The organism is Streptomyces sp. NBC_00872 (assembly GCF_045161915.1).
In the GTDB taxonomy this organism is placed as follows: Bacteria; Actinomycetota; Actinomycetes; order Streptomycetales; family Streptomycetaceae; genus Streptomyces.
Genome location: NZ_CP108806.1, coordinates 3596515 through 3615587, shown reverse-complemented (window position 1 = coordinate 3615587; position 19073 = coordinate 3596515). Strand labels below are relative to the sequence as shown.

General features: G+C 71.2%; 17 protein-coding genes. 15 read left to right on the top strand and 2 right to left on the bottom strand.

Going from position 1 to position 19073, the window contains the following annotated elements; translation table 11 throughout:
- The first annotated feature begins 325 nt into the window (after window positions 1–325).
- Together purN and purH are read left to right on the top strand one after the other, a co-directional pair.
- Window positions 326–961, top strand: coding sequence for a phosphoribosylglycinamide formyltransferase (gene purN, locus OG214_RS15345; RefSeq protein WP_363080811.1), 636 nt, complete (start codon window positions 326–328; stop codon window positions 959–961).
- Complete coding sequence (gene purH, locus OG214_RS15340) at window positions 958–2520, top strand: bifunctional phosphoribosylaminoimidazolecarboxamide formyltransferase/IMP cyclohydrolase (protein WP_405985061.1); 1563 nt, start codon at window positions 958–960, stop codon at window positions 2518–2520. The genes purN and purH overlap by 4 nt, the downstream gene beginning before the upstream one ends.
- 180 nt (window positions 2521–2700) lie before the next feature.
- On the opposite strand, the gene OG214_RS15335 is transcribed toward purH, so the two are convergent.
- Window positions 2701–3306, bottom strand: coding sequence for a hypothetical protein (locus OG214_RS15335; protein ID WP_363080803.1), 606 nt, complete (start codon window positions 3304–3306; stop codon window positions 2701–2703).
- Between the two features lie 268 nt (window positions 3307–3574).
- On the opposite strand from OG214_RS15335, the gene OG214_RS15330 reads away from it, so the two are divergent.
- The 9 genes from OG214_RS15330 (at window position 3575) to OG214_RS15290 (ending at window position 14456) form a co-directional block, all read left to right on the top strand.
- A complete protein-coding gene (locus OG214_RS15330) occupies window positions 3575–4444 on the top strand; it encodes a bifunctional methylenetetrahydrofolate dehydrogenase/methenyltetrahydrofolate cyclohydrolase (RefSeq protein ID WP_363080802.1) in 870 nt (289 codons plus the stop codon).
- Between the two features lie 29 nt (window positions 4445–4473).
- A complete protein-coding gene (locus OG214_RS15325) occupies window positions 4474–5418 on the top strand; it encodes a DUF3017 domain-containing protein (protein ID WP_405985060.1) in 945 nt (314 codons plus the stop codon).
- Window positions 5419–5945: 527 nt separating this feature from the next.
- Window positions 5946–6860, top strand: coding sequence for a peptidoglycan-binding protein (locus OG214_RS15320; RefSeq protein WP_405985059.1), 915 nt, complete (start codon window positions 5946–5948; stop codon window positions 6858–6860).
- Window positions 6857–7864, top strand: a complete 1008-nt coding sequence (locus tag OG214_RS15315) for a helix-turn-helix domain-containing protein (protein ID WP_405985058.1) — start codon at window positions 6857–6859, stop codon at window positions 7862–7864. Before OG214_RS15320 ends, OG214_RS15315 begins: the two co-directional genes overlap by 4 nt.
- 443 nt (window positions 7865–8307) lie before the next feature.
- Entirely contained in the window at window positions 8308–9600 is a 1293-nt protein-coding gene (locus OG214_RS15310; protein ID WP_405985057.1) for a DUF2690 domain-containing protein, read from the top strand.
- A gap of 328 nt (window positions 9601–9928) precedes the next feature.
- On the top strand, window positions 9929–10918 hold the full coding sequence (locus OG214_RS15305; protein WP_363080797.1) for a malate dehydrogenase: 990 nt from the start codon (window positions 9929–9931) through the stop codon (window positions 10916–10918).
- 222 nt (window positions 10919–11140) lie between these two features.
- The gene (locus OG214_RS15300; RefSeq protein WP_405985056.1) at window positions 11141–13006 is read left to right on the top strand and encodes a hypothetical protein; all 1866 of its coding nucleotides are present in this window, start codon (window positions 11141–11143) and stop codon (window positions 13004–13006) included.
- Entirely contained in the window at window positions 12993–13424 is a 432-nt protein-coding gene (locus OG214_RS15295; RefSeq protein ID WP_405985055.1) for a hypothetical protein, read from the top strand. The genes OG214_RS15300 and OG214_RS15295 overlap by 14 nt, the downstream gene beginning before the upstream one ends.
- 3 nt (window positions 13425–13427) lie before the next feature.
- On the top strand, window positions 13428–14456 hold the full coding sequence (locus tag OG214_RS15290; protein ID WP_405985054.1) for a hypothetical protein: 1029 nt from the start codon (window positions 13428–13430) through the stop codon (window positions 14454–14456).
- 69 nt (window positions 14457–14525) lie between these two features.
- On the opposite strand, the gene OG214_RS15285 is transcribed toward OG214_RS15290, so the two are convergent.
- On the bottom strand, window positions 14526–15035 hold the full coding sequence (locus tag OG214_RS15285) for a carboxymuconolactone decarboxylase family protein (RefSeq protein WP_382856648.1): 510 nt from the start codon (window positions 15033–15035) through the stop codon (window positions 14526–14528).
- Between the two features lie 236 nt (window positions 15036–15271).
- Between OG214_RS15285 and OG214_RS15280 the strand changes: the two genes are divergently transcribed.
- From OG214_RS15280 to OG214_RS15265, 4 genes are all read left to right on the top strand, one after another.
- A complete protein-coding gene (locus OG214_RS15280; RefSeq protein ID WP_405987512.1) occupies window positions 15272–16597 on the top strand; it encodes a PLP-dependent aminotransferase family protein in 1326 nt (441 codons plus the stop codon).
- Between the two features lie 331 nt (window positions 16598–16928).
- Complete coding sequence (locus OG214_RS15275; RefSeq protein ID WP_363080791.1) at window positions 16929–17318, top strand: VOC family protein; 390 nt, start codon at window positions 16929–16931, stop codon at window positions 17316–17318.
- 190 nt (window positions 17319–17508) lie between these two features.
- On the top strand, window positions 17509–17793 hold the full coding sequence (locus OG214_RS15270; protein WP_363080790.1) for a hypothetical protein: 285 nt from the start codon (window positions 17509–17511) through the stop codon (window positions 17791–17793).
- A 50-nt stretch (window positions 17794–17843) separates the two neighbouring features.
- The gene (locus OG214_RS15265) at window positions 17844–19025 is read left to right on the top strand and encodes a glutathionylspermidine synthase family protein (protein WP_382856653.1); all 1182 of its coding nucleotides are present in this window, start codon (window positions 17844–17846) and stop codon (window positions 19023–19025) included.
- The last annotated feature ends 48 nt before the right edge of the window (window positions 19026–19073 follow it).

The following is a 19073-nucleotide window of genomic DNA, read 5'->3' as shown; positions in this document are numbered from 1 at the left end:
TTGTCTCGTATGGCCCGTCCCGGAGACGGAAACCCTGTCCCCAGACGCTACCTCTCGGCCACGCCCCCGTCCCGTGGGGGCCGCTCGGTGTGCCGGTATCGTTGCTGACGGTCGGCTCCTTCGTAGAGTTCCCCGTATGGGGGAATGTGATTCGTTCGTAGGACCACACAAAGCCCTGCGACCACGTCACATCGCCGGCCACACAGCCGACCCATGACGCCGCACGACCCGCGAGGCTGTGCTCGCTCCCAGAAAGGCGCCCGCCGTGGCCCCCCCGCCCCCCGCCTCTCCGCCCCCCGCCTCCACGCCCACCCCCGCACCCTCCGTGGCCTTCCCGCCCGCCACGGCCGGTCCGGCCCGTGTGGTGGTCCTCGTCTCCGGTTCCGGCACGAATCTCCAGGCCCTGCTCGACGCCATCGGCGACGACCCGGAGGGCTTCGGGGCACGGATCGTCGCGGTCGGCGCGGACCGTGGCTCCATCGGGGGTCTGGAGCGCGCCGAGCGCGCCGGGCTGCCGGTCTTCGTCCGCAGGGTCAAGGACTACGGCACACGTGACGAGTGGGACGCGGCGCTGACCGAGGCGACCGCGGCGTACGAACCGGATCTGGTGGTGTCGGCCGGCTTCATGAAGATCGTGGGGAAGGAGTTCCTCGCGCGCTTCGGCGGCCGGTTCGTCAACACGCATCCCGCCCTGCTGCCCAGTTTTCCCGGTGCCCATGGCGTACGTGACGCGCTCGCGTACGGCGCGAAGGTCACCGGCTGCACCGTCCACTTCGTCGACGACGGCGTCGACACCGGCCCGATCATCGCGCAGGGCGTGGTCGAGGTACGGGACGAGGACGAGGAAGACGCTCTCCATGAGCGCATCAAGGAAGTCGAGCGACGCCTGCTCGTCGAGGTCGTGGGGCGTCTGGCCCGGCACGGCTACCGCATTGAGGGACGAAAGGTAACGATCCAGTGACCGCCGAAGGTACGAACCGCCCCATCCGTAGGGCGCTGGTCAGCGTCTACGACAAGACGGGCCTGGAGGAGCTGGCCCGCGGGCTGCACGAGGCGGGCGTCACCCTGGTCTCGACGGGTTCCACCGCCTCGAAGATCGCCGCGGCTGGGGTACCGGTCACCAAGGTCGAGGAGCTGACCGGCTTCCCCGAGTGCCTGGACGGCCGCGTCAAGACGCTGCACCCGCGCGTCCACGCAGGGATCCTCGCCGACCTCCGGCTCGACTCGCACCGCGAGCAGCTCGCCGAGCTGGACATCGAGCCGTTCGATCTGGTCGTCGTGAACCTCTATCCGTTCCGTGAGACGGTCGCGTCCGGCGCGGACGCCGACGAGTGCGTCGAGCAGATCGACATCGGCGGGCCCTCGATGGTCCGCGCCGCCGCCAAGAACCATCCGTCGGTCGCGGTCGTCACCAGCCCCGAGCGGTACGCGGACGTCCTCGGGGCCGTACGGAGCGGCGGGTTCGACCTGCCGACCCGCAAGCGGCTGGCGGCGGAGGCGTTCCAGCACACCGCTGCGTACGACGTGGCCGTGGCCTCCTGGTTCGCGGACGACTACGCCGCCGCCGACGACTCGGGGTTCCCGGACTTCCTGGGCGCCACGTACACCCGTAAGAACGTGCTCCGCTACGGCGAGAACCCGCACCAGCCGGCCGCGCTCTACACCGGCGGCGAGGGCGGTCTGGCCGAGGCCGAGCAGTTGCACGGCAAGGAGATGTCGTACAACAACTACACGGACACGGACGCCGCGCGCCGGGCCGCGTACGACCACGCCGAGCCCTGTGTCGCGATCATCAAGCACGCCAATCCGTGCGGGATCGCGGTCGGCGCCGATGTGGCCGAGGCACACCGCAAGGCGCACGAGTGCGACCCGCTGTCCGCGTTCGGCGGGGTGATCGCCGTCAACCGGCCGGTCTCCGTCGCGATGGCCGAGCAGGTCGCCGAGATCTTCACCGAGGTGATCGTCGCCCCGGACTACGAGGACGGTGCGGTCGAGGTGCTCGCCCGTAAGAAGAACATCCGGGTGCTGCGCTGTCCCGAGCCCCCGGCCGCGACCGTCGAGGTCAAGCCGGTCGACGGCGGTGCGCTGCTCCAGGTCACCGACCGGCTCCAGGCCGGTGGCGACGACCCGGCGAGCTGGACCCTCGCGACCGGCGAGGCGCTGTCCGGGGCCGAGCTGGCGGAGCTGGCCTTCGCCTGGCGCGCGTGCCGCGCGGTCAAGTCCAACGCGATCCTGCTCGCCAGGGGCGGCGCGTCGGTGGGCGTCGGTATGGGCCAGGTCAATCGTGTCGACTCCGCGAAGCTCGCGGTGGAGCGCGCGGGCGAGGAGCGCGCGCGGGGGGCGTACGCGGCGTCCGACGCGTTCTTCCCGTTCCCCGACGGACTGGAGATCCTGCTGGCCGCGGGCGTCAAGGCGGTCGTGCAGCCCGGCGGGTCCGTCCGTGACGAGCAGGTCGTCGAGGCGGCGCGGAAGGCCGGCGCGACGATGTACTTCACGGGGACGCGCCACTTCTTCCACTGACGTGTGACGCGCGGCGCCGACTCGCGATGCCTCACTCGCCATGTGTCACTCGCCATGTGTCACTCGTGGCGCGTTCATGTCGCGGCAGAGATGCCGGAAGGCCGTAATACCCACTGGACCAGGGGGTATTACGGCCTTCGGACTACGTCATGTGCGCGTAAGAGACGCACTGGCGGGGCGTCAGTAGCGGGGGCGCTGGAACCAGGCCGCGCCGTCCGACTTCGCGACGAATACGATGATCAGGATGCCCAGCGCCATGGTGACGATGCCCAGCGGCAGCGAGAACACCCCGCCCAGCGTGGCGAACGCGCCGTAGACGATCGCGCAGACACGGGTGGCGTTGCCACCGTTCTTCATCTTCAGCGCCAGCAGGATCGAGAGCGCGGCGAAGATCAGCATCAGGACCGCCATGAACGCCAGGATGCCCTTGCCGAGGTCGGCGAAGGTCTGGGCGTCGGCGCTGGTGGCGCCGCTGTTGTCGATCGCCTCGTCGATGGTGCCCATCGAGGCCAGCAGGAGGACTCCGGCGAGGATCTGGAAGGCGGAGATGACCCACAGCATCACGCGGGCCGCCTTGACACCGCCCGGCATCTCCATCTGGCCGCCGGGACCGCCCGGGTAGCCGCCGTACGGCTGGACCGGCGGGGCCTGCGGATAGCCGTAACCGGGCTGCTGACCCTGCGGGTAGCCGTAACCCTGCTGACCGGACGGCTGGCCGTAGCCCGGCTGCTGGCCGGGCTGCTGGCCCTGCTGGCCGTAAGGGTTGTTGGGATCGCCGAAGCTCATGGCGGGGTTCCTCCGTTGGTGAAGCTGGGGACGTTACGACCCGGACAGGAGGAACTTCTCAAGACTGAGCGGTCTGCCCCCCGACGCTGGCCGCGTATTGCGCGGTAATCGTGGTATCAACGTCGTATTTTGTCCAGCGGCATTACAGGGGCGTTGTGCAAGTGCAACCTGCTGTCCGGCGACCGGGCGGGCGCGGCACATGTGTGACGGAGGACACCGGCGGGCCGCGAATTGGAACCGGAGAGGGGTCATCCGCGAGGATGGGGGCATGACCGCCCAGATTCTCGATGGCAAGGCCACCGCAGCCGCGATCAAGTCCGACCTGACCGCCCGTGTGGCGGCCCTGAAGGCGAAGGGTGTCACGCCCGGCCTGGGGACCCTGCTGGTCGGGGACGACCCCGGCAGCCGCTGGTATGTGAACGGCAAGCACCGCGACTGCGCCCAGGTGGGGATCGCCTCGATCCAGCGCGAGCTGCCCGACACGGCCACCCAGGAGGAGATCGAGGCGGTGGTCGCCGAGCTGAACGCCAACCCCGAATGCACGGGATACCTCGTGCAACTGCCGCTGCCCAAGGGCATCGACACCAACCGCGTACTGGAGCTGATGGACCCGGCCAAGGACGCGGACGGGCTCCATCCGATGAGCCTGGGGCGGCTGGTGCTGAACGAGACGGGGCCGCTGCCGTGCACCCCGTACGGCATCATCCAGCTGCTGCGCCACCACGGTGTGGAGATCGCGGGCGCGCATGTGGTGATCGTGGGCCGCGGTATCACGGTCGGCCGGTCGATCCCGCTGCTGCTGACCCGTAAGTCCGAGAACGCGACCGTGACGCAGTGCCACACGGGCACCCGCGATCTGTCGGCTCAGCTCAGGCAGGCGGACATCATCGTGTCGGCGGCGGGCGTGCCGCATATCGTCAAGCCGGAGGACGTGAAGCCGGGCGCGGCGGTCCTCGACGTCGGCGTGAGCCGGGACGAGAACGGGAAGATCGTCGGAGATGTCCATCCGGGCGTCGCGGAGGTCGCGGGCTGGATCTCGCCCAACCCGGGCGGTGTGGGCCCGATGACCCGCGCCCAGTTGCTGGTCAACGTGGTCGAGGCGGCGGAACGCGCCGTCGCCGACGCCGACGCGGGCTGAACCGTACGGTGACGCGGAAAGGGGCATCCATGGGTGCTGGTACGAGCACGGGCGACGCGGCCCGACCGGGGCGCGACGCGCGCGAGGCGCCGGAGCGCGCGGCGGCTGCCGCTGCCGTGCCGGTCCCGGAGGTGTCCGAGCCGGCTGCCCCGGTCACGGCGGCACGGCCGGCGGACGCGAAGCGGCCGTCCGTGGCGAAGCGGGAGTCCGCCGGGAAGCGGAATTCCGCCGCGAAGCGTATGTCCGCCGAGACCGTACCGGTGGCGGACGGCGGGGACACGGTGCGGGCCGCCGCCGTACTGGACGCTCCGGAGGCGGTCCCTGTGGCCCCCGCGACCGCTGTGGCCCCCGCGCCCCCTGCGACCCCCGTGGACGAGCCGGACGCGGCGGCCGACGGTGAGGCTGAGCGGGCCGGGACGGCCGGCTCGGTGAAGACCGAGGGCGCCGAGAAGGTCGACGGGGTCGACGAGGTCGCGGAGAGTGCTGAGCAGGCGGAGAGTGCTGAGAAGGCCGAGCAGGCTGAGAAGGGCGAGCGGGCTGATGCCGTCGCTCCCGAGGAAACGAGCGCTCCCGAGGAGACGAGCCAGCGGTTCTCGGCGGTCACCCTCGACACCGCGCGGCCCGAGGGCGGTGGCCGGGCGGCCCCGGGGGACGCGTCCGCGCCTGCCCGGCAGTGGCCCCTGCTCAGCGTGCTCGGGACGACCGGACTCGGGCTGCTGATCGTCGGTCTGCACCCGTTCGCGGAGGCGTTCCGGATCGGCACGATCCTGATCGGCCTCGCCCTCGTCGGCGGTGCCGTGCTGCGTCGTGTGATGCCCTCCGTGGGCATGCTCGCCGTGCGCTCGCGCTTCACCGACATGGTCACGTACGGCCTGCTGGGCGTCGTGATCGTGATGCTCTCCCTCATGACGCAGCCCAAGCCATGGCTGGAGATCCCGTTCCTGGAGGACATCGTCCACTCGACCGTGCCGTAGGTCCTGCCCTGCCCTGCCCTGTCCGGCCCTGTCCGGTCGGCGCCCGACACCGTCGCCGCCGTCGGCGCCGTTGTCGGCGCCCGCGGACCGGCCGGTTCGATACGGGACGGTTCGATACATCTCGATATATAACGGTGGCCCGTACTCACCCCCGAGGAGTACGGGCCACCGCCGCATCAGGTGCGGCTCACCTCCACCGCGGTTCCTGCGATGTCTCCCCCGTTGCTGGGGCGGCGCGGGGTGGACCGCGCCGCCCGGTGTGCACCACGGACTGTTCCGCGTCATATCGGCCCGCGCCAGACAAGCCCCTCGATGTGGGCAGTCGTGGGACGCGTACGACGTCGACCTGCGGGGACGCCGGTCGCCATGGGACGGCGTGGGACGAGGCGGGGGCGTCGCCGCGGCGAGTGGCCTGTCCTGAAGGTGGCGGACGGCCGCCAGGCATCGGAACCCTGTGTTCAGAGGTCGCCGTCCCGGGGAGAAACGGGCTGGAGTGTCGAAGCGACCCGATAGCGCATGAGGTGGACATGCCGCGTTGGAAAGAGCTTCCTTCGGACCTGCCCGAAAGGGAACAGCGACTTCTCGTACAGCTACGGCGGTTGAAGGACCGCTCCGACCTCGGTCTGGCAGCCCTGGCGGCCAAGACCAGTTACAGCCGTTCCTCCTGGGAGCGGTATCTCAACGGCAAGCAGCCGGTGCCGCGCGGGGCGGTGGAGGAGCTGGCGTGGGTGTGCGGCGCGGATCCGACACGGCTGCTCGTTCTGCATGAAGTGGCCATGGAGCGGGTTCCGGCGGTGAACGGCGACTCCGGTGCCGCAGGTGGCGCCGATGCCGGAGCCGATGTCGGCACCGGCGCTGGTGGCGGCGCTGGTGGCGGCGCTGGTGGCGGACGGACCGAAGGGGCCGGGGGGTCCGGGCAGTCGGGCGAGGAATCCGGACGGCCCGCGCCGCCCACTCCCTTCACTCCCTTCACTCCCTTCTCTCCCTCCTCTGCCACCTCTGTCGCCGGGGATCCTCCCGACGCCCGCCCCGCTCCCTCCCGACGGCTCGTCCCCCTGCGGTACGCGCTCGCCGGGGCGGCCGTCTCCGCGGTCGCGGCCTTCTCCGGGGGTCTGCTGGTGGCCCCGGCCGAGGAGGCGGAGACCCCGTCCGTACAGACCTACGGCCCAGGCCGTACGTACGACTGCGCCACCGGCCGCAAGGACGGTCTGGCCTACGCCGGCCACAGCGTGACCACCGAAGCGCTGATCGACATCAACGGCAATGGGCGCGATGTAGTCGAGGCGCAGTGCCTGCTCCGCCGCCACGGCTTCGACCCGGGTGAGATCGACGGACTGTACGGGCCGGGCACCAAGGCGGCCGTGAAGACCTTTCAGGCAGCCCGCCAACTTGTCGAGGACGGCATCGTCGGGCCGGACACCTGGGGAGAGTTACGGCGATGAGCGGAGCCGACGCGGTGTCGAGAGCCGCGGAGGGGGAGCGGCTGGCGGCCGAGCTGAGCGCGTTGCGGGAGCGTACGGGGCTGAGTCTGGCGGCGCTCGCCGAGCGCACGCCGTACAGCAAGTCGTCCTGGCAGCGGTATCTCAACGGGACGCAACCGCTGCCGAGACAGGCGGTGGAGGCGCTCTGCGCGCTCGCGGACGAGCCGTCCGTACGGCTGCTGGCGCTCTGGGAACTGGCCGATGTGGCGTGGAGCGGCCGGGCGGAGACGGCGGGCGCGACGCGCGGCGCGGCTACGGCGGGAGGTGCGGGCACGACGGGCGGTGCGAGCGTGACGGCCGTCGCGGATACGGCGGGTGGTGCGGGCACGGCGGATACGTCGGCGGGCGCGGCGGACCGGACGGGTACGGCGGACAGGGCGGGCGCGGCACGGACACCGTCGGGCGGAGCGTCCCGTAAGCGCGGCAGGGCTCTGACGCTCGCCCTGGTGGCGACGGCGGTGGCCATCGTGGCGGTCGCCCACACGGCGGTCCTCGACGGAGCCGGGCTGCTACGGGACGGCGACGCCGACGGCGACGGGCGACGGCGGAACGCCGCCGACGCCACATGGATCCAGGCCTCGCCCCTGGTGCCGGGCTGTACGGAATCGGCCTGTGACGGCAAGAACCCGACCCTCATGGACTGTGGTGGCCAGGGGATGGTCACGACCGTCGACACCTTTACGGCCACGGGCGGGCAGCGGCTGGAACTGCGGTACGGGGAGTACTGCCGTGCCGTCTGGGTACGGACGAGTCGGCTGCGGCTGGGGGACCGCGTCGTACTGACCGTATCCGGCGGAAAGGCCGCACAACTGGTCGCGATCCAGCGGGATGTCGGGCGCTATGTCTCCACTCCCATGGCCGGGTCGAGCGATCCGGCCGATGCGCGGGTCTGTCTGACGCCGGGCGGCGGCGACCGGCGCGGGAGCGAGGAGTGCTTCGGCTTCGGGCCGTCCGCGAGTCCGTGAGCGGGAAATCGGTGCGGGAAACGCGCGAGGCGCGTGAGCAAGGAGAACGGCGTCCGTCCTCACCCCCGAAGAAGGACGGGCGCCGCCAACCCGAGGTGCCGGTTCGCGGCGTCGGTCCGCGGTGTTCTGCGACACAGATATCAGCGTCATGGACCCGCCAAACGGGTTCAAGGGTTGCCTATCGCCTGATGCATGGAGGTGACCATTCCGCCATGGTGTGATCAACAAGCAACGGATGCGAGACTTGACGCGGGGTTCGGTACGGGGGCGCGCGAGAGCGCGCGATACTGCCCCCAATGCCTCCGTGCGCCGCCGATTCAGGAACTGCCACCCTGGCACCGCGCATCCCTGTGGGTAGTCCGCGGTCAGGGGGCCGGGGACGGCAGAGCGCGGGAGAGCGCGGAGCACATCGGGCACGTCGCGGGGGGACAAGGGGAAGGCACATGCCTCGTTGGAAGGCGCTACCGGACGAACTTGATCCGGAAGTCAAGGAGTTCACCAGCCAGCTCCGCAGGCTGGTGAACCGCAGCGGTCTGAGCATCGCCGCGGTGGCTGACAGGACGGGCTACAGCAAGACGTCCTGGGAGCGCTATCTCAACGGGCGGCTGCTCGCGCCCAAGGGCGCGATCGTGGCGCTGGCCGATGTCACCGGCACGAATCCGACGCATCTCATCACGATGTGGGAGCTGGCGGAACGCGCGTGGAGCCGCTCCGAGATGCGCCATGACATGACCATGGAAGCGATACGGATCTCCCAGGCGCGGGCGGCGCTGGCGGAGACCGGCCAGAACCCGGTCGTCGGAGGGCCCGGGGGACCCGGCGCCCAGGACGGATCCGGCTTCCCGGGCGGACGCGGCGCCTCGGACAGGCCCGGCGCCTCGGACAGGCCTGGCGTCTCCGACAGGCCCGGCGTCTCCGACAGGCCTGGTGGCACAGGCCGTTCCCGGCGGTCCGACGGATCCGGACGGTCCGGTGGACCTGGTGGCTCCATGGGCACCGGCGCGCCCGGCGGTCCCGGTATATCCGGCGGTCCAGGCGGCGGCTTCGGTGGCCCGGGTGCCGGCCCTGGCGCCGGCTCCGCGGGCCGGGCCGGTGGTGGAGCCACCCTCGACTTCGGCCGCGGCCGGGGCCAGGGCAGGGACATGGGCGGTCCCGGTGGGCGCGCCGTACCGCCGCAGGGCGGCCCCGCGGCCCCGCCCCGGCCGCCGTCGCCGGGCCCCGGCCGGGAAAGCGCGCGCCGACGCCGCAAGGTGACGATTTTCGTGGCGGGCGTCGTCGGCGCGCTGCTGGTGGTGACCGCCGCGGTGCTGCTGACCGATATCGGGGGTGACGACGGCGGCGGGAAGACCGTCGCGAAGACCCCGTCGCCCTCGCCGTCCACCAGCAGCCCCGCACTGCCGCCCGGTGTGAAGTGCGGTGGTGACGACTGCTCAGGACAGGACCCGGAGACGATGGGCTGCGGCGGCGAGTTCGCCGAAACCGTCTCCAGCGCCACGGTGGGCACGGCCCTGATCGAGGTACGCCACAGCCGGACGTGCGGTGCGGCCTGGGCCCGGATCACCCAGGCCACCACGGGCGACGAGGTACGGATCACCGCGGGCGGCAAGGCCCAGAACGGTGTGGTGGAGGCCGCCACCAACGCGTACACGCCGATGGTCGCCGTACCGGACCCCGGAAGCGCGAAGGCGTGCGCGACACTCACGACGGGCGAGACGGGCTGCACGTCGACCCAGTGAGCACGCGCCGAGCATGCGCCGAGCGCGCGCCGAGCGCGCGGCTGTTGGCCCGGCTGGGAGCCCGGGTCAGGAGCCCGGCCGGGAGCCTCGGGTGGGGGAGTCCGGCGGGGGGAGCCCGGCGAGGTGAGCCCGGCTGGGGGGCGCCGCGTCCCGCCGTACCGGTACGACACGACGCCCGTGAGCCGTGCCACAAGGGGGCGACGGCTCGCGGAGACGCGGGTCGGATAGCCTGATCGCCGGATATCTCTTCACGTCAAGATTCGCGGCCGCGGAGATGTCCCGCACCAGGGGCAGGGACCCCCACCGCCAGCGTCTTACGGAGACCGCCATGACCCGCACTCCCGTGAATGTCACCGTCACCGGCGCGGCCGGCCAGATCGGCTACGCGCTGCTCTTCCGCATCGCCTCCGGCCATCTGCTCGGCGCGGATGTGCCGGTCAAACTGCGTCTCCTGGAGATCCCGCAGGGTCTCAAGGCCGCCGAGGGCACCGCGATGGAGCTCGACGACTGCGCCTTCCCGCTGCTCGGCGGCATCGAGATCACGGACGACCCGAACGTCGCCTTCGACGGCGCCAACGTGGCACTGCTGGTCGGCGCCCGTCCCCGTACGAAGGGCATGGAGCGCGGCGACCTGCTCTCCGCCAACGGCGGCATCTTCAAGCCGCAGGGCAAGGCCATCAACGACCATGCCGCGGACGACATCAAGGTCCTCGTCGTGGGCAACCCGGCGAACACCAACGCGCTGATCGCGCAGGCCGCCGCGCCCGACGTACCGGCCGAGCGCTTCACCGCGATGACCCGTCTCGACCACAACCGCGCCATCTCGCAGCTCGCCGCGAAGACCGGCGCCGCCGTCTCCGACATCAAGCGGCTGACGATCTGGGGCAACCACTCCGCCACCCAGTACCCGGACATCTTCCACGCGGAGATCGCCGGCAAGAACGCCGCCGAGACCGTCGACGACGAGGCCTGGCTGGCCGACACCTTCATCCCGACCGTCGCCAAGCGCGGCGCGGCGATCATCGAGGCCCGTGGCGCCTCCTCGGCCGCCTCCGCCGCCAACGCCGCCATCGACCACATCCACACCTGGGTCAACGGCACGGCCGAGGGCGACTGGACCTCCATGGGCATCCCGTCGGACGGTTCCTACGGTGTGCCGGAGGGCCTGATCTCCTCCTTCCCGGTCACCGCCAAGGACGGCGCGTACGAGATCGTCCAGGGACTGGACATCAACGCGTTCTCGCGCGCCCGGATCGACGCCTCGGTACAGGAGCTCCAGGAGGAGCGCGACGCGGTGCGCGCGCTGGGCCTGATCTGACGATCCCGAAGCCCGAACCCCGAAGCCCGAAGCCGCGGACGAACGCCGCACACCGGAACGCCCTCGACACCCGTCGGGGGCGTTCCGTCGTACAGCGAGTGAAAAGACGTGTGCGCGGTGTCGCCGGAATGCCCTACGATGCCACCTTCACCGCCGTCAACGCTCAACTCCCCGTGCCGTAAGGGAAGTTGACTCGTACGGCAGAGGCATACGGGGGACTCGTTGACCGAGATCGCGATGGCCCGGGGGCCGGGCGGCATGGGCGCCGAGGAGTGGGGCAGACCGCCGGTGGAGCCCGCCGCCAGTGAGGCGTGCCGGCTGCTCTGCGCCGGGGCGTATCTGGACAGGGGCTACCGGGACGCCGTCCTCGACGAGCTCTACATCCACGAGGAGCGTTTCATCGCTCCCTCGACCGGTTTCGACGCGGCCCGGGTACTCGCGCACGCCCTGCGTGCCCGCCGTACCGAACTGGCCTGGAGCGCCGGCATGCTGGTGCTCTGGATCGCCGCCGTCCCGCTCACCGACGGGCTTCTGCTGCTGCTCCTCTTTCCCTGTCTGCTGCTGGCGATCGCACCCTGGATCAGGGGCCGGGGAGCCGGCGCGCCCTGGTACCGCAAGGCGGCGGCGCTCGTGGTGCGCTGGTACGGGCGGCTCGCGCTGGTCGTCGCCGTCGTGGGTCTGATGGCCCTGCTGGCACAGGGGTTTTCGGACGGATCGGACGGATCGGACGGATCGGATGGTTCGGGCGGGTCGTACGGTTCGGGTGGGGACGTGCCGGGCGGGGTGGAGCTGGTACAGGACATCGGCGGACTGGTCCCCGGGATCCAGGGTGTCACGGCCGGCTTCGGCACCTCCGCGGAGCCCGGCCGGGCCTGGGCGACCCTGATCCTGTTGCTGCTGATCGCCGCCGGAGTGGGGCTGCGGCGCGGACAGTTCGCCCGGGTGATGACCAACGAACTGTCCGAGTACCGTTTTCCCGCGGCCTCCTCCGACCCCGCCGAACTGGCCACCGGCGGCCGTCTTCAGCGGCTGAGCGCCCGTATCCGCGCCGAGCAGCACGCGCCACTGGTGATGTACCACTCGGCGAACCCGTTCCTGGGCGTCGGAGAGCCGTACCGGCCCTGGACACTCGCCGTCGAACTGCGCCCTCGCAAGGACTGGCAGGGCGGTGAGGACGGTACGGGCGGTACGGATGGTGCGGGCGGTGCGGGCGGCAAGGGAGCTCCGGGCGGCGGGCCGGTGCCGATCGACAACGGTGAGGTTCTGCGCCAGATCGTGCCGTTGCTGGAGGCCCTGCGGGTGCCCTCCCCGCACGGTTCCCCGGAAGCGGCGGCGGCCGTGCGTGACCGGCTGCGCGAGCTGCGTGTCGACGAGTGCGTCTTCCTCCCGGTCGACGGACTCCAACGGCGGGACGGAGCGCCGTACGACGCCGTGGGCTTCGCCCGGCACCGCGCCGACTCCGTCGAGGAGGGAGGCGAGACACGGCGCCACTTCCTCCGTATCAGAGTGGGCGGATGGCATGAGGAACTGGTCGTCACCGTCTTCGTACGGGTGCACACCCAGGGCGGCATGCTGATGCTGGAGGTCGCTCCGCATGTGCTGCTGCCCGTACGGCGCCAGTTCCGTGAGGCGGACCGGCTGGCGCACCAGTATCTGAACAACTCCTGGTTCGGCAAGGCCGTCTGGGCCCTGACGCATACGCCGGGATCGATCGGGCAGATGCTGCTCACCCTCGGGCGGTACGCGGTCGTCGAGTGGCGGCGGCTCAGCGGCGGATACGGCGGCGCGCTGCCGGCCGGGCCCGCGCTCTCCATCCGGGAACTCGGCTCCGACAGCGAGGCCTCGCTCTTCCAGGAGATGGATGTGAGCCGGTACCTCAAGAGCGTCGAGGACCGGGTGGCGGGCGGTGTGCGGCAGGCGCTGTACGAAGCGGGCTGGCAGACGGCCGAGTTCGAACAGAAGATCATCAACGTCACCAACGGCGGAGTCTTCATCGAGTCCGTGCAGAACAGTGCCGTCGGCATCGGCGACCACAACACGATCGGCAACCGCGACGAGGCAGCGGGAGGCAGCAATGGCGGCAACTGACGAGGACGGTCAGGCGCGTCGGACACAATCGGCGAGCCCGGCGAACCCGGCGCGTCCGGAGGTGCGGATCGGCTCGGTGAGCGGCAGCGCGATCGGCATCGGTGACCACAACACCGTCACCAACACCAACACCGGTACCGGTGCCACGGGGCAGGCGAGTGATCCCGCCCAGGCGGAGTTGCTGGCGGCGGTACGGGCGCTGCGCGAGGACCTGGGGCGCTTCGTCGCCACGGACGGCACCGCCGTGCTCGACGCGGAACTCGTCGCCGCCGAGGAGGAGATCACCACGGCCGGCGCGGCGGGCCCCGGCAGGCTCGCCGGTCTCCGGGACGCGCTGGCGCTGACGGGCGGTGTCGTGGGGACGCTCGCGTCCGGGGTCGCGGTCGGCGAAGCCGTCGGCGCGCTGCTGGGCGGCTGACGCATGGCCGGGGGCGAAGCCGGGACCGAGACCGGGGCCGGGCCGCGCTGGAATGCCGGGACCCAGCGGTGGGAGAGCGGCAGGGCGCCGTTGCCGTACACCCCGCCGCCGCCCCCGCTGCCGCTGTTCGCGCCGTACGACCAGGGTCAGGTCCAGGGGCAGGGTCAGGGGCATTCGCAGGCGGGCGGCCAGCACGAGGGCGTCGGACAGACGGGTGCCGAGCCGACGGGTGCCGAGGGGACGGACCTCGTGCGGACCGGGGGCGCGGTTGATCCGTACGGCCGTTTCTTGGACCGTGCCTTGGGCCAGGGATCGCGCCGTATGCCCCTCGTGGTGATCGCCGTCGCGGCCGTGGTGGGCGCGGGCGCGGTGGCTGCCTGGATCACCTGGGGCCGGGACGGCGCCACGGACGGGACGGCCGCGGGGCCGGGCGTCAGCGTCTCCGAGTCCGCGTACCCGTCCGACTCCGCCGGCTCCTCGGCGTCCTCCGCCGACGCGGGGACCGACGCTCCCACCGACGGTCTCGGCGGGACGGACGCGACGGATGCGACCGGTGACCCCTCCGCCGGCGGTCTGCCGCCCGGGTTCCGGGTGGCCGAGGACCCCAAGGGCTTCACGGTCGCCGTACCCGAAGGCTGGGAGCGGACCTCGCGCGACAACGGGGTCTTCTACACGACGGACGACGAGAGCAGTCTGATCCAGGTCTTCGCGATCTCGGAGGAGGACATGACACCGCTGGATCTGGTCCGCCAGTCGTCGGCGGACCTCGCGACCAGGAACGAGGGCTATACGGAGGTCGGCGTAGGCACGGTCGTCGGCGGGGACGAGAACCCGACCGGTGACGCCGCCGAACTGGTCTACTCGTACGACAATGACACGTCCGGAGGCCGCCGCCAGTGCGTCGAGCGGGTCTTCACCGCCACCGACGGCGGGCAGTACGCGGTACTGGTGGCCGCCCCCGCGGGGCAGGTATCGGATCTGCGGCGACTGCTGGGCACGGTCCTGGAACCCTTCGAGCCCGGCTGGAGCTGACCGGCCGGGCGCGGGGCGGGCGGTCGCGGGGCGGGCGGCGCCCGACGCCGGGAAGCCGTCGGCCGAGGGTCAGTGCGCGAACTGGCCCGGCGTGTAGTGGCCGGGGACCATCCGGGTGGAGACACCGAACCGGTTCCAGGCGTTGATCACTGTGATCGCGGCGATCAGATGGGCCAGCTCGGTCTCGTCGAACTGCTCCGCGGCCCTCTCGTACACCTCGTCCGGCACGAAACCGTCGGTCAGCACGGTGACCGCCTCGGTCAGCTCGATCGCCGCGATCTCCTTCGGTGTGTAGAAGTGCCGGGACTCCTCCCAGGCGCTGAGCTGGATGACGCGTTCCACCGACTCGCCGGCCGCCAGCGCGTCCTTGGTGTGCATGTCGAGGCAGAACGCGCAGTGGTTGAGCTGGGAGGCGCGGATCTTGACCAGTTCGAGCAGGGTCGGGTCGACGCCGTGCCGGGCCGCGGCGTCCAGCCGGACCATGGCCTTGTAGACCTCGGGGGCGAGCTTGGCCAGCTCCAGCCGCGGGGAGTGCTCGGGGGCGTAGCGCTTCGTCTCGTTCTCTGTGTGCGTCGTCATACGTCCGACGCTACGCGTCCGGTGGCACAGAGGTATGGTCCATTTCCATGAGGGATTCCTGGGCCAATTCTCAGGCTGATTCGCCGGACGACCGGCCGGACGACGCGTCGGCCGGACCTCCCGCCAGCCCTCCCGTCGGCCCTTCCACCGAACCTTCCGCCGGACCTGGGGCAGGCGGCGTCCTCGGTGTGGATCTCCATCTTGAGCCGCGTGGTTCCGGGTTGCGCGCCGGTCTTATGGACGCCCTGCGCGAAGCCGTCCGTACGGGCCGGCTCGCCCCCGGCACCCGGCTGCCGTCCTCCCGCTCGCTCGCCCTCGACCTGGGTGTCGCCCGTAACACCGTGGCCGACGCGTACGCCGAACTGGTCGCCGAAGGGTGGCTCACCGCCCGGCAGGGCTCGGGGACGCAGGTGGCCCGGCGGGCCGCGCCCCGCCGGACCGCGCCCGCGCCGCCCAGGACCCGGCCGGCCCGTCGTGGGCCCGCCCACAGCCTGCTGCCCGGCTTCCCCGACCTCGCCGGATTTCCGCGCGCCCAGTGGCTCACGGCCGCTCGCCGGGCGCTGACGGCCGCGCCGCACGAGGCCCTCGGGTACGGCGGCCCCCTCGGCCGAATCGAACTGCGTACCGTCCTCGCCGACTATCTGGCGCGGACCCGTGGCGTGTACGCGACCCCGGAACGGATCGTCGTCTGCTCCGGATTCATCCATGGGCTGATGCTGCTGGGGCAGGTGCTCAGGGCCCGGCGGGTGCGGGCGGTGGCCGTCGAGTCGTACGGTCTCGACCTGCACTGGAATGTGCTGGCCGAGGCGGGGCTGCGGACCCCCGCGCTCGCGCTCGACGCGCGCGGCGCCCGCACCCAGGAACTGGCGCTGACGCGCGGCGTCGGAGCCGTACTGCTGACCGCGGCGCATCAGTTCCCCCTCGGCATGGCGCTCCACCCCGACCGGCGCTCGGCCGCCGTCGACTGGGCGCGCGGCACGGACGGGCTGATCCTGGAGGACGACTACGACGGCGAGTTCCGCTACGACAGACAACCCGTCGGCGCGCTTCAGGGACTCGACCCCGAACGGGTGGTGTATCTCGGCACCGCGAGCAAGTCCCTGACGCCCGGACTGCGGCTCGGATGGCTGGTACTGCCGGAGGAACTGGTCGGGGAGGTGAGCGAGGCGAAGGGCGGGACGGACTGGGTGTCGAGCGTGTTCGATCAGCTCACGCTCGCGGAATTCATCGCCTCGGGCGCGTACGACCGTCATGTCCGCTCCATGCGGCTGCGCTACCGGCGCCGCCGTGACCAACTCGTGGCGGCGCTCGCCGAGCAGGCCCCGGAGATCCGGGTGACCGGGATCGCGGCCGGTCTCCACGCCGTCGTCGAACTCCCGCCCGGCACCGAGCGCTCGGTCGTCGAGGCCGCGGCCTGGCAGGGGCTGGCGGTGTACGGCATGAGCCGCTTCCGGCACCCGTCCGTCCCGCCGGGCGCCGATGCCCTGGTGGTCGGTTACGGCACCCCGTCGGACAGCGCGTGGCCGGGCGCGCTGGACGCGCTGTGCCGGGTCCTTCCCTAGGCCGTGTCTTCAAAGTGGCGTCTGGCCGGAGACGCCCGGCACGGCACCTCGCCGCGTTGTCGGAGTCGTCCGAGTACGCCCGGTCCATCGACGACGCCGATCCTCCGCCTTGCGATGCACCGCACCGCGGTGACATCAGCCGCTCCGCGACGGGCGCCGGCCCCGCCCTGCGGGCGGACGACGCCACTTTGAAGACACGGCCCAGGCTCATGCCGGCGGTCGACAGCTTTCGGGGCTCGAATTAGGATGATCGGTACGGCATCGCGTGTCGGTCACCGTCCGGGTGAGGCATGGAGGCGCCCGTGAGTTTGCCTTACGGAGGCATTCCACAGTGTCGATCCAGTTGAATCACACCATCATTCACTCCCGGGACAACCGGGAATCCGCTGAATTCCTGGCCCATATCCTCGACCTCCCGGTAGGGACCGAGTGGGGCCCGTTCATCCCCGTCGAACTGAGCAACGGCGTGACCCTCGACTTCGCCTCCATACCGCCGGAGTCGATCGTGCCGCAGCACTACGCCTTCCTGGTCAGCGAGGAAGACTTCGACGGAATCTTCCGGCGCATCCAGGACGAGGGCGTCACGTTCTACGCCGATCCGCATCAGAAGCACCCCGGCGAGATCAACCACAACGACGGTGGCCGCGGCGTGTACTTCATCGACCCGGTCGGTCACGCCATGGAAGCCATTACCCGCCCGTACGGCGGCGGCGAGAACTAGTCCCCGTCCAACAGCGGCCCTGGGGGCGGCGGTTCCGCCGCCCCCAGGGGTTTGCCGGGATCTGCCCGGACTCGCCGCGATGGTGCACCACCTCTTCGATGAGCAAGTGTGGCCAATTACTGTGTACGAACGGTCAGAAAGAGACCGCTTCGCATACAACGGGTTCACGTGCAACGGGGGAGGGCGGCGCATGACCGCGCGGCAACGGAGACTGAGGTCGAGCACGGTCGTGCTCGGCGGTATGGGACTGCTGGCGATCACGATCACATCCTGCGGGTCGGAGCCCGACAAACGGTGCGCCGACCGGACGACCCGGGCGTCACTGCCCAGCTCCCAGTGCGAGAGCGGCGGCAGCGGCTCGTACTACTACGGCGGATCCAGCAAGAAGGGCAAGGTCGAAGGGGGCAGCTTCGACAAGTCCGCCGTCGACCGCGGTGGTTTCGGCTGCTCCAACTCCGGTTCGGGCGGCGGCTGAATGACGCCCCGTCGCTCCGCCACCCGCCCCGGCGCCCGGGTGACGCGCTGATGAAACGTCACACCATCGAACCCCGGGCCAACTGGCAGCAGACCGTCGAGGAACAGGGCGTCATCTATCCGCTCACCCGCTACCCGGACGGAACGCTCCGTCCGTACTGGGACGAGAGCGCCTACTACACCTTCACCCTGCCCGAGGTGGAGGCCCTCGAAGAGACCGTCGAAGAACTGCACGCCCTCTGTCTGGGCGCCGCCGCGCATATCGTGGAACGGAACCGGTTCGCCGAGCTGGGGATCACCGACCCCGGCCTGGTGGCCCTCATAGCCGAGTCCTGGCGGCGCCGCGCCGAACTCCCCTCCATCTACGGCCGGTTCGATCTGCGCTACGACGGCACGGGCCCGCCGAAGATGCTGGAGTACAACGCCGACACCCCCACCTCACTGGTCGAGGCCGCGAGCGCGCAGTGGTTCTGGCTGGAGGACCGGTTCCCCGACGGCGACCAGTGGAACTCCCTCCATGAGCGCCTCGTCGCCGCCTGGAAACGTCAGGCCGGCCTCCTCCCGCCGGGTCCCGTCCACTTCGCCCACTCCGACGGGGACGAACTGGGCGAGGACCTGATGACCGTGGCGTATCTGCGGGAGACCGCCGAACAGGCCGGGCTCGCCACAGAGGCCCTCTCCGTCGAACAGATCGGCTGGGACCGGCTCTCCGGCCGTTTCGTCGACGACCGGCTCCGCTTCATCCGCACCTGCTTCAAGCTCTATCCCTGGGAGTGGCTGACCACCGACCGGTTCGGGCCGTATGTACGGGACACCCTCGACAACGGCGGTGGCACCGGCACCACCTGCTGGATCGAACCCGCCTGGAAGATGCTCCTCTCCAACAAGGCACTCCTCGCGATCCTCTGGGAGCTCCACCCCGGTCACCCCCATCTGCTCCCCGCCTATCTCGACGGCCCCCGCGAACTCGCCTCCTCCCGCGGCTATGTCGCCAAGCCCCTGCTCGGCCGCGAGGGCGCCGGGGTCACCGTCCATGAACCCGGCCGGGCCCCGGTGATACGGGACGAGGCCTGCTGCTACCAGGAGCTGGCCCCGCTGCCCGACTTCGACGGCAACCGCGTGGTGCTCGGCGCCTGGATCGTCGAGGACGAGGCGGCGGGACTCGGCATCCGGGAGTCGTCGGGCCTGATCACGGACGAGTACGCCCGCTTTCTGCCCCACGTCATTCTCTAGGCCGCCCGGCCCGATCCGGGCGGGACCCGGGCCAGGCGGCCTACCCGG